The following is a 22,425-nucleotide window of genomic DNA, read 5'->3' on the forward strand; positions in this document are numbered from 1 at the left end:
TATACTCTGCGGTCTTTTTTACCGTTTCCACTGTGAGAACCGCCGTGAGCCAGCTGCCGCCCTGCCCCAAATGCAACTCCGAATACACCTACGAAGACGGCGCCCAGCTGGTGTGCCCCGAGTGCGCCCATGAGTGGTCCGCCGATGCGTCCGCCGAGGCCGATGGCGACGCACGCGTGATCAAGGATTCGGTCGGCAACCTGCTGCAGGACGGCGACACCGTCACCGTGATCAAGGACCTCAAGGTCAAGGGCTCGTCCCTGGTGGTGAAGGTCGGCACCAAGGTGAAGAACATCCGCCTGGTCGACGGCGACCACGACATCGACTGCAAGATCGACGGCATCGGCGCGATGAAGCTGAAGTCGGAGTTCGTGCGCAAGGTCTGAGCCTTCTGCGCAGCGATGAAAAAGCCCGGCCAAGTGCCGGGCTTTTTTATGCGCCTCTTTTCGCCACAGGGAACGGGCCAGAGTGAGCATCTATGTAGGATGGGTGGAGCGAAGCGATACCCATCGCGTGGTGTCGGCGAAGTTGATGGGTATCGCTTCGCTCCACGCCATCCTACGGGGAGCGAAGCGGGTTATTCCTTGTAGTAAACGATCTGGTTGCTGGTCGCCAGCAGCGCGCCGGACTCGCTCCAGAGCTGGGCGCTCTGGTCGAAGAAGCCGTTGCGGAATTCCTGGGCGCGGGCGTCGCCCAGCAGGTAGCCGCTGCCGACCTCCGCCAGTTGCGCTGCGTCGGTGTGGAAGTAGGTGGTGATCGACACGGTGCCGGCCGGTACCGGCGTGGCGCGGCGCAGCCAGACGCGCGGGTAGAAGATGTCGCTCAGCGCCGCCAGGGACAGGAAGTCCAGCGGGCGCGGCTGGGCGTCGCGCAGCCAGAGCTGGCTGCGGCTGGTCTCGCCGCTGCCGTCCCATTTGGTCGGGAAGGCGCCGGAGACCGGGCGCATCTCGTACTGCTTTGGCCAGGCCACGCCCTTGGCGGCTGGGCTCATCGGCTCGAAGTCGCTGGCCGGGGCAAGGTTCGGGAAGGGCAGGTCGGTCAGGCTCCAGGTCTCGCGGCGCAGCGCGGTGACCAGGGTGGCGGTGGTGGTGACCTGCTGCTCGCCGGCTTCATCCGCCTGGGTCAGTTGCAGCAGCCAGTGCTGGGTCGAGCGGTTGGTGCGCACCGGGATGGCTTCGACCTGGAAGGCGCCGGCCACGACTGCCGCGGCGTAGTTCACCGTCAGCGACACCGGGCTGCCGAGCAGCTGGGGGTGACGCAGCGCGCCCTGCAGCAGGACCGCGGCGGTCACGCCGCCAAAGGGGCCGACCATGTTCCAGTAGTCCTGGCTGGTATGGCCCTCGTAGAGGTTGGGCTGGCCGGCCACGGGTTGCAGGGCCACGGCGCGGTCGAACGGGTGCAAGGCGGTATCGGTCATGACTCTCTCGGCGCTTTTTGTTCTCGGGAGAGGCTCTATGTAGAGGAAAGCGCCGAGGCGGGTCAAGGATACCGAGCGGTCAGGGCGTGACCTCGAACCTCAGCGTGCCGATCACCTGGCCGGCCTCGGTGAGCACCTGTACCTGCCATTTGCCACTGGGGTCGCTGGGGAAGTTCTGCTTGTGCGTCCAGGCGCGGTAGCCGGCTTCGCGGCCGCCCTTGATGTCCAGGGCGATGCGGTCGACTTCCTGGCCGTCCTTGCGCCAGGCGTGGTAGATGCGCTCGTTCAGGCCGCGCGGCGCGTTGATCGCGGTGTAGGCGTAGAGGCCCTGGCTCTTGATCTGCGCCACGCTGACGGTATCCAGGCTGTCGCCGGGGGTGCGCTGGGCGTTGTCGAAGCTCTCGGTCACCGCCATCTCGGTCATCCACAGGGTCGAGGGCGGCACCCAGGCGCGGGCGAACCAGCCCACTGCGCCGATGGACAGGGTCAGGCCGATCAACGCGAACCAGCGCCACCATTTGTGGATCTTCACCGTCACCGCCAGGCTGGGGAACGACAGCAGCACGGCGATGCCCAGCGCGGCTTCGTAGCTCTGCGGGGTGCTCAGGTGGAGGATGATCGGCAGCGCGGTGAGCAGCACCGCGAACAGCGTCAGGGTGTGGTAGCCGAGGAAGGTCCAGCGCCGCACCGACAGCCATTTGTAGTAGATCGGGTCGGTGATCGCGGCGAGCCCCGCCAGCGTCAGCACGCCGGTGAACAGCGCCTGGCCGCTGTTCCAGGTGGTGGTGACGAAGAAGAACGGCAGGCAGAAGAACAGGCTTTCCTGGTGGATCAGCTGGGTCGCGTAGCGCAGCAGGCCCGGTGGCACTTCCCAGCCGAAGCGGCGCTTGAAGCGGTCGGTGAGCAGGTTTTCCAGCATCAGCCAGACCCAGCTGACCAGCATGACGATGGCCATGGCGCGGGCGAAGCCGGCACGGTGGCGATCGACCATGATGAAGCTGAACACCCCGGAGCAGAAACCGAACAGGGCGATGACGCGCGGGTAGCGCTGCAGCAAACCGAGGACAAGGGTGATGAGGCGCTGCACGCGCTCTTTCCAGATCAGCATGGGGCGGGGTATGACAAAAACGAAAGGGGGCGAGATTGTAACGCCGGATGTCGGTGGGAGGCACGGGGAGTGACGGGAGGGGCGTCTGGTGCTCGGGCGTTTCCCTCACCCCTGCCCTCTCCCAGGAGGAGAGGGAGCCGTCCACAGCGTTGGGTCGTAACGGAGTCAGCCGGGGAGTGCCGAGCATTCAGAGCCTGCCGAACAGTCCCCTCTCCCTCCGGGAGAGGGCTAGGGTGAGGGCAGGTCGCAGCGCCGAAGTCGGTTCGCGAGCAAGCTCGCTCCTACAAGAAGGCGAAGAGCGGGCATCAGTGCTTCCCGCTCAGCTCCTCCCGGGCGAAGTCGACGAACAGCTGCGCCGGCTTGGTCAGCTGGGCACGCTTGAGCCAGGCGGCAACCAGGCCGGAGGCGCTGACGTCCTCGGCGATGTTCACCATCACCACCTTCTTGCCGTCGTAGGTGCACTCCGAATGCGGGCGGGTCACCAGCACCGAGAAGCCGAAACCGCGGCCGACCATGCCGCGCACCATCTCGATGGAGGGCGAGCTGAAGGCGATGTGCGGGTTGAGCCCCAGCTCCTCGAAGATGCGTACGAAGTAGGTGCGGCTGGGCTGCACGTCCAGCAGGATCATCGGCTCCAGCACCAGGTCGCGCAGGGACACCTTGTCCTGCTTGGCGAAGCGGTGGTTCTCCGGCAGCAGCGCGTAGGGGCGCTGGGCGGGCATCAGCGGGTCGGTGCAGATGGTTGCGTCCAGGTCGTGTTCGTAGAGCAGCGCCAGGTCGAAGCGGCCGGCGGTGAGGCCCTGCACCAGTTCCTGCTGCTCGCCGTCGCTGATGCGGATTTCCACACCCGGATAGCGCTCGCGGAAACCCGAGATCAGGCGCGGCAGGTAGAGCGGGGCGACCGTCTCGAAGCAGCCGATGTCGATCTGCCCGGCGACCACGTCGTTGTCCGCCAGGGCGTTCTGCTCGAACTCGTGGGCCATGCGCAGCAGTTCCTGCGCCTTGCGGTAGAAGCGCGCGCCGCTGGGGGTGAGCGACACGCCCTGGGCGTGGTGACGGATGAACAGCTGCACGCCGAAGCTCTCTTCCAGGCCCTTGATCGCCGTGGAAATGGACGGTTGCGCGATGTACAGCTTGCGCGAGGCTTCAGCCACGCTGCCGCACTCCACGGTGGTCACGAAATACTTCAGTTGCCGCAAGGTATAGGAAGCCACTGCACGCCTCGTTGATGCTTTTTTATACAAGATACCGCGTTGAGCCGGCTGGCGGGGGCGGCCCGTGGCGAAGATTTTCCTCGCCGGGGACCACATTTTTCATGGCCTTGGCCGCCTGCTGCGTCCCTCCGGGCGCGGGCATACTCCGCCCAGACCCGAAATGCACCCTGCAAATCCCGTACACGCGGACTGGAGTTAAGCCCATGCGCATGGCCCTGTGGCAGACCTGCGGACTTCCCGGCGACGTCGCCGGCAACCTCGACCAACTGGAGCGCCAGGCCAGCGCGGCCGCTGCAACGGGCGCGCAACTGCTGCTCTGCCCGGAGCTGTGGCTGGGCGGCTACAACGTCCCGCAGCGGATGAACGAGCTGGCCGAAGCGGCGGACGGGCCATCCGCCCGGCGCATCGGCGAGCTGGCCCGGCGCTTCGGGCTGGCCATTGCCTATGGCTACGCCGAACGCCATCCGCAGGGCGGCAAGCCTTACAACTCGGTGCAGGTGATCGGCCCGTCCGGCAGCGCGCTGGGTCACTACCGCAAGGCGCACCTGTTCGGTGCCATGGAGCGCGAAGTGTTCAGCGCCGGCGATGTGCTGGAAGCGCCGTTCGACTACGCCGGCTGGCGTATCGGCCTGCTGATCTGCTTCGACGTCGAGTACCCCGAGGCGGTGCGCACCCACGCGCTGAACGGCGCCGGGCTGATCCTCATCCCCACCGCGCTGACCCCGGAGTACGGCGCGGTGCCGGGTGTGATCGTCCCGGCGCGGGCGGTGGAGAACCAGTTGTTCGTCGCCTACTGCAACCACTGCGGCGTGGAGGACGGGCTGGCCTTCCTCGGCGGCTCCTGCATCGTCGCGCCGGACGGCGAGCGCCTGGCTGCCGCCGGGCCCGCGGAGAGTCTGCTGATCGTCGACCTGGACGCGCAGCAGCGTGCCCGCCAGGCCGGTACTTTCCCCTACCTGCCGTGCCGTCGCCCTGAGCTGTACGGTGCGCTGACCCGCTGAATACGGGCCCTGTAGCGGTGCGCAGGCGCGCACCGAGATGGCGCGCCATGCTCTGGACTGGTGCAAGGCTGCCCAGCTTTTTCATATACCCCGAAGACAAATTTAATAATTTTCCTTGGCAAGGCCTTGGGCGACCATCCAATCCACATTCCAACAACAACGATCCCCTACGGAGTGCCCTGGTGTACGAGCTCAACGATTGGCGGCAGCGTGCTGCCCGGCAGACCTTCATCGACAGCGCGCTGATCGGCGGCCGCCGCGTGGCTGCGCAGGACGGCGCGACCTTCGCGGCCATCGACCCGGCGACCAATCGCCTGCTGGCCAATGTCGCCGCCTGTGGCGCGGCCGAGATCGACGCCGCCGTGCGGGTTGCCCGCCAGGCCTTCGAGACCGGCCCCTGGGCGCGCATGGCGCCGCGTGAGCGCAAGGCCGTGCTGCAGAAGCTCGCCGAGCTGATGATGGCCAACCGCGACGAACTGGCCCTGCTCGACACCCTGAACATGGGCAAGCCGGTGATGGATGCCTGGAACATCGACGTGCCCGGCGCCGCTGGCGTGTTCTCCTGGTACGCCGAAAGCCTCGACAAGCTCTACGACCAGGTCGCCCCGACTGCGCAGAACGCCCTGGCCACCATCACCCGCACGCCGCTGGGCGTGATCGGCGCCGTGGTGCCGTGGAACTTCCCGCTCGACATGGCCGCCTGGAAGCTGGCGCCCGCGCTGGCCGCCGGCAACTCCGTGGTGCTCAAGCCCGCCGAGCAGTCGCCGTTCTCCGCCCTGCGCCTGGCCGAGCTGGCGCTCGAAGCCGGCATCCCGGAAGGCGTGCTGAACGTCGTGCCGGGCCTGGGCGAAACCGCCGGCAAGGCGCTGGGCCTGCACCCGGATGTGGACGCCCTGGTGTTCACCGGCTCGACCCAGGTCGGCAAGTACTTCATGCAGTATTCCGCGCAGTCCAACCTCAAGCAGGTCTGGCTGGAGTGCGGCGGCAAGAGCCCGAACCTGGTGTTCGCCGACTGCCGCGACCTCGACCTCGCCGCTGAAAAAGCCGCCTTCGGCATCTTCTTCAACCAGGGCGAAGTCTGCTCGGCCAACTCGCGCCTGCTGGTCGAGCGATCGATCCACGACGAATTCGTCGAGCGCCTGATCGCCAAGGCCCGCGACTGGACGCCGGGCGACCCGCTGGACCCGGCCAGCCGCGCCGGCTCCATCGTCGACAACAAGCAGACCGCCGGCATCATGACCTGCATCGACCGCGCCCAGAGCGACGGCGCGCAGCTCGCCTGCGGTGGTCGCCAGCTGAGCTTCAACGGCTCGGACAACTTCATCGAACCGACCATCTTCACTGGCGTGCGCCCGGAGCAGTCCCTGGCCCGCGACGAAGTGTTCGGCCCGGTGCTTGCAGTCATCCCCTTCGATAGCGAAGAGGAAGCCGTGCGTCTGGCCAACGACAGCATCTACGGCCTCGCCGCCTCCCTGTGGAGCGACGACCTGCACCGCGCCCACCGCGTAGCCCGCAAGCTGAACGCCGGCACCGTGTCGGTGAACACCGTGGACGCGCTGGACCCGGCGATTCCGTTCGGTGGCGGCAAGCAGTCCGGCTTCGGTCGCGACCTCTCGCTGCACTCGTTCGACAAGTACACCCAGCTGAAGACCACCTGGTTCCAGCTGCGCGACTAAATGCAAGACAGGCCGCCGGGTTCGAGCCCGGCGCCTGAGTAACACCCGAATTCCCAACCGAACCGCTCGAGACGGCCGGTGAGACTGCCCAGGTAAGTCCGTCGCCCTCGATCCCCTGAAGACCCCTCAGGCCGGCTGCCGGAGCACCGCCGAGGGATAGAGGAGAAAGTCGATGACCGACAACACCCGCGCCCCGCGCGACACCCGTGCATACCAGAAAGCCGATGCGGCCCACCACATCCATGCCTTCCTCGACCAGAAGGCGCTGAACGCCGAGGGCCCGCGCGTGATGGTGCGTGGCGAAGGCCTGCACCTCTGGGACAACGACGGCAACAAGTACATCGACGGCATGTCCGGCCTGTGGTGCACCAACCTGGGCTACGGCCGCAAGGACCTGACCGCCGCCGCCACCGCCCAGCTGGACGAACTGCCGTACTACAACATGTTCTTCCACACCACCCACCCGGCGGTGATCGAACTCTCCGAGACGCTCTTCAGCCTGCTGCCCGACCACTACAGCCACGCGATCTACACCAACTCCGGCTCCGAGGCCAACGAGGTGCTGATCCGTACCGTGCGCCGCTTCTGGCAGATCGAAGGCAAGCCGCAGAAGAAGATCATGATCGGCCGCTGGAACGGCTACCACGGCTCCACCCTGGCGGCCACCGCGCTGGGTGGCATGAAGTTCATGCACGAGATGGGCGGCCTGATCCCGGACATCGCGCACATCGACGAACCCTACTTCTTCGCTGCCGGCGGTGACCTGACCCCGGCCGAGTTCGGCCGTCGCTGCGCCCTGCAACTGGAAGAGAAGATTCTCGAACTGGGCGCCGACAACGTCGCCGGCTTCATCGCCGAGCCGTTCCAGGGCGCCGGCGGCATGATCTTCCCGCCGGAAAGCTACTGGCCGGAAATCCAGCGCATCTGCCGCCAGTACGACGTGCTGCTGTGCGCCGACGAAGTGATCGGCGGCTTCGGCCGTACCGGCGAGTGGTTCGCCCACCAGCACTTCGGCTTCCAGCCCGACACCCTGTCCATCGCCAAGGGCCTGACCTCCGGCTACATCCCCATGGGCGGTCTGGTGCTGAGCAAGCGCATCGCCCAGGCGCTGGTGGAAGAGGGCGGCGTGTTCGCCCACGGCCTGACCTACTCCGGCCACCCGGTGGCGGCAGCCGTCGCCGTTGCCAACCTGCGCGCGCTGCGTGACGAAGGCTGGGTGAATGCGGTGAAGAACGACACCGGCCCGTACCTGCAGCAGTGCCTGCGCGAAGTCTTCGGCAATCACCCGCTGGTGGGCGACATCCAGGGCACCGGCTTCGTCGCCGCGCTGCAGTTCGTCGAGGACAAGGCCACCCGCAAGCGCTTCGACAACGAGAACGACATCGCCTGGCGCTGCCGCACCATCGGCTTCGAGGAAGGTGTGATCATCCGTTCCACCCTCGGCCGCATGATCATGGCCCCGGCGCTGGTCGCCGGCCGTGCCGAGATCGACGAGCTGGTCGACAAGACCCGCCGCGCGGTGGATCGCACGGCCCAGGAAATCGGCGTGCTGTAAGGCGCTGGAGCCACCTGTAGGGCGCATAACGCGCCAGCGTTATCCGCCGCCAAAGGAGCCGGCGGATAACCTGTTCCAGGTTATGCGCCCTACGGTTCAACCCAATATCAACAACGCCGCGAGCGCAAAGACGCCCGCGCGATGGAACCCTTTTGCCCGGCTTCTGGCCGGGGGTACTGCCCAGCAACACAACAACGCCAATCCGGCTGTGGGAGTCGTTCCATGAAAGTGTCCTTGCTCACGCGCATCTCCATCACCTGTGCCCTCGCCGCTGCTGTCGGCAGCGTTAACGCACAGTCCCAAAGCATCACCGTCATCTCCTTCGGCGGCGCCACCAAGGCGGCCCAGGAGCAGGCCTACTTCAAGCCCTTCGAGGCCAGCGGCGCCGGCAAGATCGTCGCCGGTGAATACAACGGCGAGATGGCCAAGGTGAAGGCCATGGTCGACGTCGGCAAGGTCACCTGGGACGTGGTCGAGGTGGAAAGCCCCGAGCTGCTGCGCGGCTGCGAGGAAGGCCTGTTCGAACGCATCGACCCGGCGGCCATCGGCGACGAGAAGAACTTCGTCCCCGGCACTCTCAGCGAGTGCGGCGTGGCCACCTACGTCTGGTCCATGGTCATGGCCTACAACGGCGCCAAGGTAACCAAGGCCCCGCAATCCTGGGCCGACTTCTGGAACACCGCCGAATACCCGGGCAAGCGCGGCCTGCGCAAGGGCGCCAAGTACACCCTGGAGATCGCCCTGCTGGCAGACGGCGTGAAACCCGAAGACCTCTACAAAGTGCTCGGCACGAAAGAGGGCGTCGATCGCGCCTTCGCCAAGCTCGACCAGCTCAAGGGCAACATCCAGTGGTGGGAAGCCGGTGCGCAACCGCCGCAGTGGCTGGCCGCCGGTGACGTGGTGATGAGTGCCGCCTACAACGGCCGCATTGCCGCCGCGCAGAAGGAAGGCGTGAAGCTCGGCATCGTCTGGCCGGGCAGCCTCTACGACCCGGAATACTGGGCCGTGGTGAAAGGCACGCCGAACAAGGCGCTGGCCGAGAAGTTCATCGCCTTCGCCAGCCAGCCGCAAACCCAGAAGACCTTCTCCGAGAACATCCCCTACGGCCCCGTGCACAAGGGCACGCTGGACCTGTTGCCGGCGGACGTGCGCGACGCGCTGCCCACCGCGCCGGCCAACCTCGAAGGCGCCCGCTCGGTGGACGCGGCCTTCTGGGTCGACCACGGCGAAGAGCTGGAACAGCGCTTCAACGCCTGGGCCGCTCGCTGATTTGCCTTTCCTGATCCGCGCCCGGCGCTTGCGCCGGGCCTGCCTTGCCAACGACGCGTGAGAAACACAATGACAACGACGCAAAACCAGGCGACGACGCTGGAGCTGAGCACCATCCAGCCCATCGCCGCGCACGAACGACACGGCCGCGCCCGCGACCTCTTCACCATCTGGTTCGGCAGCAACATCATGCTGCTGACCGTGGTCACCGGCGCCCTGGCGGTCACCGTGTTCAAGCTGCCATTCTTCGCCGCCGTGCTGGCGCTGGTGCTGGGCAACCTGGTGGGCGGCGTGTTCATGGCCCTGCACTCGGCCCAGGGCCCACAGCTGGGCGTGCCGCAGATGGTGCAGACCCGCGGCCAGTTCGGCTCCTTTGGCTCGCTGCTGGTGGTCGCCCTGGTGGTGATCATGTACCTGGGCTTCTTCGCCTCCAACCTGGTGCTCGGCGGCCAGGCTCTGCATGCACGCTTCGAGGTGATCGGCACCAACACCGGCATCCTGCTGGTGGGCGCGATCAGCGTGATCGCCACGGTGTTCGGCTACCGCCTGATCCACGGCTACACCCGCGTGATGTCCTGGCTGTCCGGCGCGGTGTTGCTGGTCAGCTTCGTCTGGCTGGTGTTCGTCCACGGCCTGCCGGCGGACCTGCTGCAGCGCAACGAGAACAACATCCCCGGCTTCCTCGGCGCGCTGTCCATCGCCGCGCTCTGGCAACTGGCCTACGCGCCCTACGTTTCCGACTACTCGCGCTACATGCCGCAGGGCACCGGTTCGCGCACCGCGTTCTGGTCCAGCTACTGGGGCTGCTGCCTGGGTTCGATCCTGCCGATGCTGCTGGGCGTGCTGGTCGGCCTGTCGGTAGGCGAGGGTGACGTCATCGCCGGCCTGATCGAGATGACCGGCGGCTTCAGCGCCGTGATGGTCGCGGTGTTCTCCATCGGCATCGCCGCCACCAACTCGATGAACCTCTACTGCGGCACGCTCTCGGCCATCACTGTCGGCCAGACGCTGATCCCGGCCTGGTCGGCCAAGGCCGGCTGGCGCGCGGTGATTGCCCTGGCGCTGTTCGGCGGCTCGCTGACCATCGCCCTGCTCGGCCAGGACAACTTCATGGCCAACTACACCAACTTCATCCTGCTGCTGCTCTACGTGCTGGTGCCCTGGAGTGCGATCAATCTGGTCGACTACTACCTGATCGCCCACGGCGAGTACGACGTGCTGTCGTTCTTCCGTCGTGACGGCGGCATCTACGGCACCTTCAACTGGACCGCGGTGAACTGCTACATCCTCGGCATTCTGGTGCAGGTTCCGTTCATGTCCACCGCGCTCTACACCGGCGCTGCCGCACAAGCCATGAACGGTGCGGACATCTCCTGGGTCGTCGGCCTGGGCGTGGTCTCGCCGGTCTACTGGCTGTTCAGCCGCAAGCGCCAACGTGCCCTCGAGGCGGCCCGCGCATGAGCCGTCGTACCGGGTTCTTCTTCGACGAGCGCTGCTTCTGGCACGCAACCGGGCTGCACGCGCTGATCCTTCCCGTCGGTGGCTGGTTGCAGCCGCCGGTGGGCGGCGGCCACGCCGAATCGCCGGAAAGCAAACGCCGGCTGAAAAGCCTGATGGACGTCTCCGGCCTGAGCAGCCAGCTGCACCTGTCCAGCGCGCCGCTGGCCAGCGAGGAAGACCTGCTGCGCGTGCACCCGGCGAGCTACCTGGAGCGCTTCAAGGCCTACAGCGAAGTTGGCCACGGCGACATGGGCGAGGAGACCATGGTCAGCCATGGCACCTACGACATCGCCCGGCAATCCGCCGGCCTGACCATCGCTGCGGTGGATGCGGTGCTGCGCGGTGAGTTGGACAACGCCTACGCGCTGTCCCGCCCGCCGGGTCACCACTGCCTGCCCGATCGCGGCATGGGCTTCTGCTACCTGGCGAACATCGCCGTGGCGGTGGAGACGGCCAAGGCGCGCCACGGCATCCAGCGCGTGGCGGTGCTCGACTGGGACGTGCACCACGGCAACGGTACCGAGGCGATCTTCTATGGTCGCGACGACGTGCTGACCCTGTCGATCCACCAGGCCGACTGCTACCCCACGGGGACTGGCGCGGTGGACGACATCGGCGAGGGCGCGGGCAAGGGCTACAACCTCAACGTGCCGCTCTATCCGGGCAGCGGCGACGACGCTTATCGCGTGGCCATGGAAACCCTCATCGTGCCGGCGCTGGAACGCTTCCAGCCCGAGCTGATCGTGGTCGCCAGTGGCTTCGACGCCAACGGCGTGGACCCGCTGGCGCGGATGCTCGCCCACAGCGAAACCTTCCGCTTCATGACCGCTGCGGTGCGTGACGCTGCCGAGCGCCTGTGCGATGGCAAGCTGGTCGTGGTGCACGAAGGCGGCTACGCGGAAGCCTATGTGCCGTTCTGCGGTCATGCAGTGATCGAGGAAATGGTTGGCGTGCGCACCGAAGTGGTCGATCCCTTCCTGCCGATGCTCGAAGGCCAGCAGCCGGACGCGGACTTCCGCGCCTTCCAGCGCCAGGCGCTGGAGCGGATGGCGGTCAAGTTGCTGGGCTGATGTTGCTGGCATGGGGCCTGGCGACGTAACGGCGGATAACCGCTAGCGGTTATTCGCCCTACGCCAGGGGTTCGGCCCCACGTAGGGCGAATAACGCCCCAGGCGTTATCCGCCGCCGGTCCTGGTCGAACCTGGGCCCGCGTCCTACAACGTTTTCCTGCCCGAGCGGCTAGAGTGGGGATTCCATCCAAAACAACGGATCGCGTCCCCATGAAGTGGCTGCTCCTTCCCCTCGGCCTGCTGGCCTTCTCCTCCTTCGCCCAGGCCGCTGCCGACTGCGCCGACGCCCAGACCCAGGCGGATATCAACGCCTGCATCGGCTCCGCTTACAAAGCCAGCGACAAACGCCTCAACGACCTCTACGGGCAGTACCGCCAGCGCCTGGATGCCGGGCAGAAGAAAGCCCTGACCGCCGCGCAGAAAGCCTGGCTGAACTACCGCGACCTGAGCTGCAAGTTCGAGACGTCCAGCGTCGAAGGCGGCTCCGGTTACCCGATGGCCTACAGCAATTGCCTGAAGGCCATGACCGATAACCGCATCAAGGAACTGCAGACGCTGTCCGACTGCCAGGAAGGCGATTTCAACTGTCCCGCTCCGAAGCGCTGAGCTGCTTTGTAGGATGGCGTGGAGCGAAGCGATACCCATCAATTCTCGGCACCGCCAGCATGGGTATCGCTGCGCTCCACCCATCCTACGAGGGCCTTGCGGGCCCGGCTGTTGTGGGAGCGCGCTTGCTCGCGAACAGATTTCCCGGTTGCGTCGGCGTTGGGCGGGTTCGCGAGCAAGCTCGCTCCTACAGATCAGGCCCACCGCGATTCATTCGACGTGGTGCCGAGGCTCGCCATCGCGGACGGAGTCCGCTGCTGCGAGGGAGCGGGGCACAAAAAAAGGGAGCCTTGCGGCTCCCTGGAGAGACGGCCGCGCTGGGGAGCACGGCCGGGAGCAGGTGCCGCCGTCAGGCGGCGCGGAACAGGTTGTGCGGGTCGATGACGAATTTCTTCGGCACGCCGGCATCGAACTCGCCATAGCCCTTGGGTGCGTCGTCCAGGGTGATGACTTCCACCCCGACGATGTCGGCGATCTTGATGCGATCCCACATGATCGCCTGCATCAGCTGGCGGTTGTACTTCATCACCGGGGTCTGGCCGGTGTGGAAGCTGTGCGACTTGGCCCAGCCCAGGCCGAAGCGGATGCTCAACGCGCCGTGCTTGGCCGCGTCGTCCACCGCGCCCGGGTCCTCGGTGACGTACAGGCCCGGAATGCCGATCTTGCCAGCCACCCGCACCACGCCCATCAGCGAGTTCAGCACGGTGGCCGGAGCCTCGTGCTGCGAGCCCGAATGGCCATGGCCGCGGGCCTCGAAGCCCACCGCGTCCACTGCGCAGTCCACTTCCGGCTCGCCCAGCAGGTCAGCGATCTGCTCGTGCAGCGGGGTGTCCTTGGACAGGTCGGCGATCTCGAAGCCCTGGGCCTTGGCGTGGGCCAGGCGGGTCGGGTTGACGTCACCGACGATCACCACGGCGGCGCCCAGCAGGCGCGCCGACGCAGCAGCGGCCAGGCCGACCGGACCGGCACCGGCGATGTAGACGGTGCTGCCCGGACCGACGCCGGCAGTCACCGCGCCGTGGTAGCCGGTGGGCAGGATGTCGGAGAGGCAGGTCAGGTCGCGGATCTTCTCCATCGCCGCGTCGCGGTTGGGCAGCTTCAGCAGGTTGAAGTCGGCGTAGGGCACCAGTACGTATTCCGCCTGGCCGCCGACCCAGCCACCCATGTCGACGTAGCCGTAGGCGCCGCCGGCACGGGCCGGGTTGACCGTCAGGCAGACGCCGGTGTGCTGCTCCTTGCAGGTGCGGCAGTGGCCGCAGGCGACGTTGAACGGCACCGAGACCAGGTCGCCGATCTTCATGGTTTCCACGCCACGGCCGATCTCGACGACCTCACCGGTGATCTCGTGGCCCAGTACCAGGCCCTGCGGCGCGGTGGTGCGGCCACGGACCATGTGCTGGTCGGAGCCGCAGATGTTGGTGGAGACCACGCGCAGGATCACCCCGTGGTCGATCTGCTTGCCCTGCGGGTCCTGCATCTTCGGATAGGGGATGTTCTGGACCTCGACCTTTCCCGGGCCGAGATAAACCACACCACGATTGCCAGACATACGCATTCCTCATTGTGTTTGTGGGTACAAAGGCGGGCCTTGCGGCGCGCGGTTCTGCACTGGGATGTCGTGTGTTGCGCGACAGGGCCGGTAGGTACTGCTGGCAGCCGGCTGGGCTGTCGGTGTTGCTCGGTGCGTGGAAGTGGGCCTGAGAGCCCCTCTTCCCAACCCTCTCCCTGCAGAGAGAGGGGGCTTGTTCGGTGCATCGCTGGGCCGCCGGGTTTTCCGGCGGCTCCGGACCGTAGGGCGGATGAGCTCCATCCATCCGCCGTTGCAGGCGCCATGGCGGATAACGCCGGTGGCGTTATGCGCCCTACTTGCTGTTCGGTGTCTCGGCTGAGCGCCCGGCTTGCCGGCGGCTCCGCTTGCAGCTTGTGGCTTGTAGCCTGGGGCGGCTCTTACAGCACCACCGTCCGGTTGGCGTTCAGGAAGACGCGTTTTTCGATGTGGTAGCCCACGGCTTTCGCCAGGGTCAGGCACTCCACGTCGCGACCCTTGGCGATCAGGTCCTCGGGGTAGTGGGAGTGGTCCACGGGCTCGACGCCCTGGGCGATGATCGGCCCCTCGTCGAGGTCGTTGTTGATGTAGTGGGCGGTGGCGCCGACCAGCTTCACGCCCTTCTGGTAAGCCTGGTGATAAGGCTTGGCACCCTTGAAGCCGGGCAGCAGCGAGTGGTGGATGTTGATCGCCCAGCCGTCCAGGCGCCGGCACAGCTCGGGGGAGAGCACCTGCATATAGCGCGCGAGGATCACCAGTTCGGCGCCGGTGTCTTCGATCACCTGCCAGACCTTCGCCTCCTGCGCGCCCTTGTCGTTGGGGTCGAGGGCGAAGTGGTGGTAGGGGATGCCATGCCAACGCGCCAGCGGCTCCAGGTCCGGGTGGTTGGAGACCACCGCCGCCACGTCCATCGGCAACTGGCCGATGCGCTGGCGGTAGAGCAGGTCGTTCAGGCAGTGGTCGGCCTTGGAGACCATGATCACCACCTTGCTGCGATAGCCTGGCGGGGTCAGCTCGACATTCATCTGGAACGGCGAGACGCGGTCAGCGAGGCCGGCGCGGAAGGCTGCTTCGTCGAAGCCGTCGCCGGCGCGGAATTCAATGCGGATGAAGAAGCGCTGGGCCAGGCGGTCGTCGAAGGAGTGGTGCTCGGTGACGTAGCAGCGCTGCTCGAACAGGTAGCGCGTGACCACGTCCACCGTGCCCAGCAGGCTCGGGCTGTCGGCGGTGAGGATCCAGGTATCGGGGGTGCGGCTCATGGTCTGGCTCCGAAGTTTTCCTCTGGTTGCAGAGGTTGGAGTGGGGTTTCCCTCACCCCGGCCCTCTCCCGTGGGAGAGGGGGAAGAGCGTTTCTTACGCCGCTACCTGCAGGCCGTACTCGGCGCAGGCGTCCTGCAGCCACAGCCAGATGTAGTCGGAGAAGCTGCGGCGCACCACCAGCTCCCAGGTGTGCTCGCCGGTATGACGGATCACCAGCTGGGACTTGGCGAAGTTCGTACCGACTGCCTTGCCCACCGGGAAGTTGCTCGGATGCACGTCGTAGCCGGTGGACTTCATCAGCACTTCGCGGACCTTGGCGCCTTCGAGCTCCAGCAGGGTCTGGCCGCCGCTGACGTTGATCACCGAGTAGTGCAGTTCTTCGCCCAGTGCTTCGCGCAGACGCTGTTCGACGGCGAACTCCTCGCCGCCGGGGACGATCAGCAGCCATTCGTCCGGGCCGAGCCACTGCAGCGAGGTTTCGCCCTTGGCCACCAGGCCCAGGGCCACCGGCAACTCCAGGCCCAGGGCCTGGTGCACGCCGCCGGCGAAGGCCGGGTCGTGGGCGTCGCCGCGCAGGGTCAGGTGGCCGAGGAATTTCTTCTCGCGCAGGGTCACGCCGGCGTTGGCCACCTTGCGTGCGGCAAGCTTGTCCAGCTCGGCGTGGTGCAGGGGCGATTCGGCCTGGATGCCGTCGGCGGGGCGTTGCTGGTAGAGGTTGGCTTTGCTCATGTTCTGTTCACCTTGGGGGCGCTTGTCGCCTGTTTCCCCTCACCCCAGCCCTCTCCCAAGGGGAGAGGGGCCGAGCTGAGTGTGCTGTGAGTGTCGTGCTCGCTGGCGGCTCCGAACTGTCTCCTCTCCCTGTGGGAGAGGGTCAGGGTGAGGGCAGCCGGACGCGCCGGGTCAATCCACGTTCTGCCGTTCGCCTTTCGGGTCGTAGAACACCGAACTGCAGATTTCCGCCTCGATCACCCGGCCATCCGCCAGCGGCGCATAGACCTTCTCGCCCAGGCGCTTGATGCCGCCCTTCACCACCGCCAGGGCGAAGCTGTAGCCCAGGCTGCTGCTCATGTAGCTGGAGGTGACGTGGCCGACCATGGTCGCCGGGACGCTGTGCTGCGGAGTGAACAGCAGTTGCGCGCCCTCGGGCAGCAGGTCCATCGGGTTGGTCGGCTTCAGGCCCACCAGCTGCTTGCGGTCTTCGCGCTGGCAGTCGGCGCGGTTCATGCCGCGCCAGCCGATCCACGAGAACGGCTTGGTGCGACCCACCGCCCAACCCATGTTGAGGTCGTCCGGGGTGACCGAGGCATCGGTGTCCTGGCCGACGATGATGAAGCCCTTCTCGGCGCGCAGGACGTGCATGGTCTCGGTACCGTACGGCGTCAGGTTGTACTTGGCGCCGGCGGCGATGATGGCCTCCAGCACACCCATGGCGTAGTTGGCCTGGATGTTCACCTCGTAGGACAGCTCGCCGGTGAAGGAGATGCGGAACACCCGCGCCGGCACGCCGGCGACCTTGCCTTCCTTCCAGGTCATGAACGGGAAGGCGTCCTTGTCCAGGTCGATGTCGGTGACCTCGGCCAGCAGCTTGCGGCTGTTGGGGCCGGACAGGGTCAGGGTGGCCCAGTGGTCGGTGACCGAGGTGAAGTACACCTTCAGCTCCGGCCATTCGGTCTGGTGGTACAGCTCCAGCCACTCCAGCACGCGCGCCGCGCCGCCGGTGGTGGTGGTCATGACGAAGTGGTTGTCGGCCAGGCAGGCGGTCACGCCATCGTCGAAGACCATGCCGTCTTCCTTGCACATCAGGCCGTAGCGGGCCTTGCCCACGTCCAGCTTGGTCCAGGCGTTGGTGTAGACGCGGTTGAGGAACTCGCGGGCGTCCGGGCCCTGGATGTCGATCTTGCCCAGGGTCGAGGCGTCGAGCAGACCGACCGACTCACGCACGGCGCGGCATTCGCGGGCCACGGCGGCGTGCATGTCTTCGCCACGCTTGGGGAAGTACCAGGGGCGCTTCCACTGGCCGACGTCCTCGAACTCGGCGCCATTCTTCACGTGCCAGGCGTGCAGGGCGGTGAAACGCACCGGCTCGAACAGGTGGCCGCAGTGCCGGCCGGCGACGGCGCCGAAGGTCACCGGGGTGTAGTTCGGGCGGAACATGGTGGTGCCGGTGTCGGCGATGCTCTTGCCCTGGGCGCGGGCGGCAATCGCCAGGCCGTTGATGTTGCCCAGCTTGCCCTGGTCGGTGCCGAAGCCCAGCGCGGTGTAGCGCTTGACGTGCTCGATGGACTCGAAGCCCTCGCGGCAGGCCAGTTCGATGGCGGCGGCGGTGACGTCGTTCTGGGTGTCGACGAACTGCTTGGGCGCGCGCGCCGTGGATTTCTCGTGGGGCACCTGGAACAGCGCGAGGGTGGCGTCCTCGGCGCGCTCGGCGACCACCGGCAGCGCACCGTCGACAGCCTTGAAGCCGCCGTCGACCGCCGCTTGACTGCCGGCCTGGTAGCCGTCGGCCAGGGCATCGGCGAGGCGGAACACGCCGTTCACCGCGCCGGCACAGATGCGTTTCTGGAAGGCCAGGCCGGGAACGAAGGCGAGGATGTCCTCGCGCCATTCCGGCTTGCCGCCCAGGTGCGAGGCCAGGTGCACCACCGGGCTGTAACCGCCGGAACTGGCCACCAGGTCGCAGTCCAGCCATTCGCCGGGTGCGTTGACGGTGTGGCGGAAGGTGTCGATGGAGGCGACCTTCGCACCGGTCACGCGTTTGCTGCCGCGTGCCTCGATCACTGCGCTGCCGGTGATGACCCGCATGCCGCGCTTGCGCGCTTCCTCGACCCATTCGCCGCGCGGATTGGGACGGGCGTCGGCGATGGCGACTACCTGCAGACCGGCTTCCTGCCAGTCCAGGGCGACGCGGTAGGCGTAGTCGTTGTTGGTGGACAGCACCAGCTTCTTGCCCGGAGCCACGCCATAGCGGCGCACATAGGTGGAGACGGCGCCGGCGAGCATGTTGCCCGGCACGTCGTTGTTCGCGTAGACCAGCGGGCGCTCGTGGGCGCCGGCAGCGAGCACCACGCGGTTGGCGCGGACGCGGTGCACGCGCATGCGCACCTGGCCCAGCGGAGCGGTCTCGCCGATATGGTCGGTGCGGCGCTCATGGATGGTGAGGAAGTTGTGGTCGTGGTAGCCGTTGACCGTGGCGCGCGGCAGCAGGATCACGTCCGGGTTGCCTTCCAGCTCGGCGATGGCCTTGGCCACCCATTCCTCGGCCGGCTTGCCGTCGAGGGTTTCGCGGGTGTCGAGCAGGCTGCCGCCAAACTCTTCCTGTTCGTCGGCGAGGATCACCCGCGCACCGCTGCGCGAGGCAGCCAGGGCGGCGGCGATACCGGCGGGGCCGGCGCCGACGATCAGCACGTCGGCGTGGTGGTTCATCCAGTCGTAGCTGTCCGGGTCCACTTCGGTGGGCGCGCGGCCAAGGCCCGCGGCCTTGCGGATGTACTTCTCGTAGGTCAGCCACATGGACTGCGGGTACATGAAGGTCTTGTAGTAGAAGCCGGGCGGCATCAGCTTGCCGCCGACCTTGCCGAAGATCCCCATGAGGTCGTTCTGCACGTTCGGCCAGCCGTTGGTGGCGGTCGCTACCAGCCCGCTGTACAGCGCCTGCTGGGTGGCGCGTACGTTGGGCACCTGGGTGGATTCACGCGAGCCGATCTGCAGGATGGCGTTGGGCTCTTCGGCACCGGCGGCGACGATGCCGCGCGGGCGCGAGTACTTGAAGCTGCGGCCGAGGATGTCGACGCCGTTGGCCAGCAGGGCAGCGGCCAGGGTGTCACCGGCGAAGCCCTGGTAGCTCTGGCCGTTGAAGCTGAAGGTCAGCGGCTTGTTGCGGTCTATGCGACCGCCACGGGACAGGCGATTGATCTGGCTCATTAGGCCTTCTCCACGGCGGGCTGGACGGCGGATTTCTTGTCGGAGTCGGCGGCGGTGATGCTGGGCTTTTCGCCGATCTTGTAGGTTTCGAGAATCTCGTAGGTCACCGTGTGGCGGGTGACGTTGAAGTACTGGCGGCAGCCGGCGGCGTGCACCCACAGTTCGTGGTGGATGCCGCGCGGGTTGTCGCGGAAGAACAGGTAGTCGCCCCACTCGGCATCGGTGCAGGCGGCGGGGTCGAGCGGGCGCGGGATGTGCGCCTGGCCCTTGGCGTGGAATTCCTCTTCGGAACGCAGCTCGCCGCAATGGGGGCAGAAGATGTTCAGCATTTTTGTAGCCTCCCGAGTTTCTTTCCGAGTGGCGCGGGGTGTTGGCGTTTCGCCGAACCACCCTCACCCGCCCTTCGGGCACCCTCTCCCAGGGGGAGAAGGTCATCAGTTGTCGCCCTACGGACGAATGTTCAATGAGCTACGGCCGCAGCGCCGTGTTCGTCGATCAGCGCGCCGGTGTGGAAGCGTTCGATGGAGAAGGGCGCGGCCAGCGGGTGCGGCTCGCCCTTGGCGAGGGTGGCGGCGAAGACGTTGCCCGAGCCGGGGGTGGCCTTGAAGCCGCCGGTGCCCCAGCCGCAGTTGAAGAACAGGTTCTTCACCGGGGTCTTGCCGATGATCGGGCAGGCGTCCGGGGTAGTGTCGACGATGCCGCCCCACTGGCGGTTCATGCGCACGCGGGAGAGCACCGGGAACATCTCGACGATGGCCTGCAGGGTGTGCTCGATCACCGGGTAGGAGCCGCGCTGGCCGTAGCCGTTGTAGCCGTCGATGCCGGCGCCGATGACCAGGTCGCCCTTGTCCGACTGGCTGATGTAGCCGTGCACGGCGTTGGACATGATCACGCTGTCGATGATCGGTTTCAGCGGCTCGGAAACCAGCGCCTGCAGCGGGTGGGATTCGATCGGCAGGCGGAAGCCGGCGAGCATCGCCATGTGTCCGGAGTTGCCGGCGGTGACCACGCCGACGCGCTTGGCGCCGATGAAGCCGCGATTGGTCTCGACGCCGATCACTGCGCCATCCTGCTTGCGGAAGCCGATCACTTCGGTCTGCTGGATCAGGTCCACGCCCAGGGCGTCGGCGGCACGGGCGAAGCCCCAGGCCACGGCGTCGTGACGAGCCACGCCGCCGCGACGTTGCACAGTGGAGCCCATGACCGGGTAGCGGGCGCTTTTGGTGCAGTTCAGGTAGGGAATCTCTTCGGCTACCTGCTGGGCGTTGAGCAGCTCGCCGTCCACGCCGTTGAGGCGGTTGGCACTGACGCGGCGTTCGCCGTCGCGCATGTCCTGCAGGGTGTGGCAGAGGTTGTAGACCCCGCGCTGGGAGAACATGACGTTGTAGTTCAGGTCCTGGGACAGGCCTTCCCACAGCTTCATGGCGTGTTCATAGAGCAGTGCCGACTCGTCCCACAGGTAGTTGGAACGCACGATGGTGGTGTTGCGCGCGGTGTTGCCGCCGCCCAGCCAGCCCTTCTCGATCACCGCGACGTTGGTGATGCCGTGCTCCTTGGCCAGGTAGTAGGCAGTGGCCAGGCCGTGCCCGCCGCCGCCGACGATGACCACGTCATACACCGGCTTGGGCGTGGGCGTGCGCCACATGCGCTGCCAGTTCTCGTGGTGGCTCAGGGAGTGCTTGAACAGGCCGAAGCCGGAGTAGCGTTGCATGGGGTGCTCCTGAAATCTCTAGTCGCCGTGCCGCCCCTGTAGGAGCGAGCTTGCTCGCGAATGGCCTCGCAGCGGGGCTGTTCGCGAGGCCGAATCCGTTCCCTACGGATAACGGCATTTCCCACATCCCTGTGGGTCACAAGCTCGCTCCTACAGAAGAGCCTTGGGGAATCTCAACGGTAGACCGGGAAGTCCGCGCACAGCCCGGCGACCTGGGTCGCCACCTTGGCCTCGACGTCGGCGTCGCCCAGGTGGTCCAGCACGTCGCTGATCCAGCCGGCCAGCTCGCGGCACTGTTCTTCCTTCAGGCCACGGGTGGTGACGGCCGGCGTACCGATGCGGATGCCGGAGGTGACGAACGGGCTCTGCGGGTCGTTCGGCACGGCGTTCTTGTTCACCGTGATGCCGACGCGGCCGAGGGCGGCGTCGGCTTCCTTGCCGGTGAGACCCTGCTTCACCAGGCTGATCAGCATCAGGTGGTTGTCGGTGCCGCCGGACACCACGTCGTAGCCACGCTCGATGAATACCTTGGCCATGGCCTGGGCGTTCCTGATCACCTGGGCCTGGTAGTCCTTGAAACCGGGCTCCAGCGCTTCCTTGAAGCACACCGCCTTGGCGGCGATCACGTGCATCAGCGGGCCGCCCTGGGCGCCGGGGAAGACGGCGGAGTTGAGCTTCTTCTCGATCTCTTCGTTGGATTTCGCCAGGATCAGGCCGCCGCGCGGGCCGCGCAGGGTCTTGTGGGTGGTGGTGGTGACCACGTCGGCATAGGGCAGCGGGTTCGGGTACAGGCCGGCAGCCACCAGGCCGGCAACGTGGGCCATGTCGACGAACAGCAGCGCCCCGACCTTGTCGGCGATGGCGCGGAAGCGCGGGAAGTCCAGCGTCTTGGAGTAGGCGGAGAAGCCGGCGACGATCATCTTCGGCTTGTGCTCCACGGCCAGGCGCTCGACTTCGTCGTAGTCGATCAGCCCGGTGTCGGTGTTGAGGCCGTACTGCACCGCGTTGTACAGCTTGCCCGAGGACGACACCTTGGCGCCGTGGGTCAGGTGGCCGCCGTGGGCCAGGCTCATGCCCAGGATGGTGTCGCCGGCGTTGATCAGCGCGAGGTATACGGCGGAGTTGGCCGAGGAACCGGAGTGCGGCTGGACGTTGGCGTAGTCGGCGCCGAACAACTGCTTGGCGCGGTCGATGGCCAGCTGCTCGACCTTATCCACATGCTCGCAGCCACCGTAGTAGCGCTTGCCCGGGTAGCCTTCGGCGTACTTGTTGGTCAGCCCGCTGCCCTGGGCCTGCATGACGCGCTTGCTGGTGTAGTTCTCCGAGGCGATCAGCTCGAGGTGGTCCTCCTGGCGGGCCTCCTCGGCATCCATCGCCGCGAGCAGTTCGTCGTCATAGCCCTGGATCTGGTCGTGCTTGCTGAACATCGCTGGTCTCCCTGCGGCGCCCGGAAGCGCCATGGCCGGTACGGGGCCGAGTGGCCCCCATGGCAGCGATGGTATGACTGGCCCTGCCGGACCAGATGCCTACGCACGCCGCGGCTAGGTGCGTTTGCGACATGCCGCGACAGG

18 protein-coding genes are annotated in these 22,425 nt (G+C 66.8%); 8 read left to right on the plus strand and 10 right to left on the minus strand.

Annotation, left to right across the window (positions count from 1 at the left end; translation table 11 throughout):
- The first annotated feature begins 44 nt into the window (after window positions 1–44).
- On the plus strand, window positions 45–386 hold the full coding sequence (locus N5C91_RS19585; RefSeq protein WP_024766124.1) for a zinc ribbon domain-containing protein YjdM: 342 nt from the start codon (window positions 45–47) through the stop codon (window positions 384–386).
- Between the two features lie 191 nt (window positions 387–577).
- On the opposite strand, the gene N5C91_RS19590 is transcribed toward N5C91_RS19585, so the two are convergent.
- The 3 genes from N5C91_RS19590 to N5C91_RS19600 form a co-directional block, all read right to left on the minus strand.
- On the minus strand, window positions 578–1,417 hold the full coding sequence (locus N5C91_RS19590; protein ID WP_279831382.1) for a thioesterase family protein: 840 nt from the start codon (window positions 1,415–1,417) through the stop codon (window positions 578–580).
- Between the two features lie 79 nt (window positions 1,418–1,496).
- Window positions 1,497–2,525, minus strand: a complete 1,029-nt coding sequence (locus N5C91_RS19595; protein ID WP_279831384.1) for a DUF5924 family protein — start codon at window positions 2,523–2,525, stop codon at window positions 1,497–1,499.
- A gap of 305 nt (window positions 2,526–2,830) precedes the next feature.
- On the minus strand, window positions 2,831–3,739 hold the full coding sequence (locus N5C91_RS19600; protein WP_236173715.1) for a LysR substrate-binding domain-containing protein: 909 nt from the start codon (window positions 3,737–3,739) through the stop codon (window positions 2,831–2,833).
- Between the two features lie 203 nt (window positions 3,740–3,942).
- Between N5C91_RS19600 and N5C91_RS19605 the strand changes: the two genes are divergently transcribed.
- The 7 genes from N5C91_RS19605 (at window position 3,943) to N5C91_RS19635 (ending at window position 12,416) form a co-directional block, all read left to right on the plus strand.
- Window positions 3,943–4,740 (plus strand): carbon-nitrogen hydrolase family protein, encoded by a 798-nt coding sequence (locus tag N5C91_RS19605; RefSeq protein ID WP_279831386.1) that lies wholly within the window; start codon window positions 3,943–3,945, stop codon window positions 4,738–4,740.
- A gap of 182 nt (window positions 4,741–4,922) precedes the next feature.
- Entirely contained in the window at window positions 4,923–6,416 is a 1,494-nt protein-coding gene (locus N5C91_RS19610) for an aldehyde dehydrogenase (RefSeq protein WP_279831388.1), read from the plus strand.
- Window positions 6,417–6,588: 172 nt separating this feature from the next.
- Window positions 6,589–7,971, plus strand: a complete 1,383-nt coding sequence (locus tag N5C91_RS19615; RefSeq protein ID WP_279831389.1) for an aspartate aminotransferase family protein — start codon at window positions 6,589–6,591, stop codon at window positions 7,969–7,971.
- Between the two features lie 222 nt (window positions 7,972–8,193).
- A complete protein-coding gene (locus N5C91_RS19620) occupies window positions 8,194–9,240 on the plus strand; it encodes an ABC transporter substrate-binding protein (RefSeq protein ID WP_279831391.1) in 1,047 nt (348 codons plus the stop codon).
- A gap of 69 nt (window positions 9,241–9,309) precedes the next feature.
- A complete protein-coding gene (locus N5C91_RS19625; protein WP_236173723.1) occupies window positions 9,310–10,701 on the plus strand; it encodes a cytosine permease in 1,392 nt (463 codons plus the stop codon).
- A complete protein-coding gene (locus N5C91_RS19630) occupies window positions 10,698–11,810 on the plus strand; it encodes a class II histone deacetylase (RefSeq protein WP_279831394.1) in 1,113 nt (370 codons plus the stop codon). Before N5C91_RS19625 ends, N5C91_RS19630 begins: the two co-directional genes overlap by 4 nt.
- A 210-nt stretch (window positions 11,811–12,020) precedes the next feature.
- Window positions 12,021–12,416, plus strand: coding sequence for a lysozyme inhibitor LprI family protein (locus tag N5C91_RS19635; RefSeq protein ID WP_279831396.1), 396 nt, complete (start codon window positions 12,021–12,023; stop codon window positions 12,414–12,416).
- A 349-nt stretch (window positions 12,417–12,765) separates the two neighbouring features.
- Here N5C91_RS19635 and fdhA read toward each other — a convergent pair whose 3' ends face one another.
- The 7 genes from fdhA to glyA all read right to left on the minus strand — a co-directional run bounded on the left by fdhA (window position 12,766) and on the right by glyA (window position 22,281).
- Window positions 12,766–13,965 carry a formaldehyde dehydrogenase, glutathione-independent gene (fdhA, locus tag N5C91_RS19640; protein ID WP_205338225.1) on the minus strand — a complete coding sequence of 400 codons (1,200 nt, stop codon included), beginning with the start codon at window positions 13,963–13,965 and terminating at the stop codon, window positions 12,766–12,768.
- A gap of 398 nt (window positions 13,966–14,363) precedes the next feature.
- Window positions 14,364–15,221 carry a formyltetrahydrofolate deformylase gene (locus N5C91_RS19645; protein WP_236173728.1) on the minus strand — a complete coding sequence of 286 codons (858 nt, stop codon included), beginning with the start codon at window positions 15,219–15,221 and terminating at the stop codon, window positions 14,364–14,366.
- A 94-nt stretch (window positions 15,222–15,315) separates the two neighbouring features.
- Window positions 15,316–15,951 carry a sarcosine oxidase subunit gamma family protein gene (gene soxG / locus N5C91_RS19650; protein ID WP_037012695.1) on the minus strand — a complete coding sequence of 212 codons (636 nt, stop codon included), beginning with the start codon at window positions 15,949–15,951 and terminating at the stop codon, window positions 15,316–15,318.
- A gap of 171 nt (window positions 15,952–16,122) precedes the next feature.
- Window positions 16,123–19,143, minus strand: a complete 3,021-nt coding sequence (locus N5C91_RS19655; protein ID WP_279831399.1) for a sarcosine oxidase subunit alpha — start codon at window positions 19,141–19,143, stop codon at window positions 16,123–16,125.
- Entirely contained in the window at window positions 19,143–19,472 is a 330-nt protein-coding gene (locus N5C91_RS19660) for a sarcosine oxidase subunit delta (RefSeq protein WP_279831400.1), read from the minus strand. The genes N5C91_RS19655 and N5C91_RS19660 overlap by 1 nt, the downstream gene beginning before the upstream one ends.
- A gap of 131 nt (window positions 19,473–19,603) precedes the next feature.
- Window positions 19,604–20,854: a sarcosine oxidase subunit beta gene (locus N5C91_RS19665; RefSeq protein ID WP_045214067.1), complete on the minus strand. Its 1,251-nt coding sequence runs from the start codon at window positions 20,852–20,854 to the stop codon at window positions 19,604–19,606.
- Between the two features lie 173 nt (window positions 20,855–21,027).
- Entirely contained in the window at window positions 21,028–22,281 is a 1,254-nt protein-coding gene (glyA, locus tag N5C91_RS19670) for a serine hydroxymethyltransferase (protein ID WP_236173735.1), read from the minus strand.
- Window positions 22,282–22,425: the final 144 nt, after the last annotated feature.

Origin of the sequence: Pseudomonas sp. GD03903 (genome assembly GCF_029840045.1) — a bacterium.
Taxonomy (GTDB): domain Bacteria; phylum Pseudomonadota; class Gammaproteobacteria; order Pseudomonadales; family Pseudomonadaceae; genus Pseudomonas; species Pseudomonas pseudonitroreducens.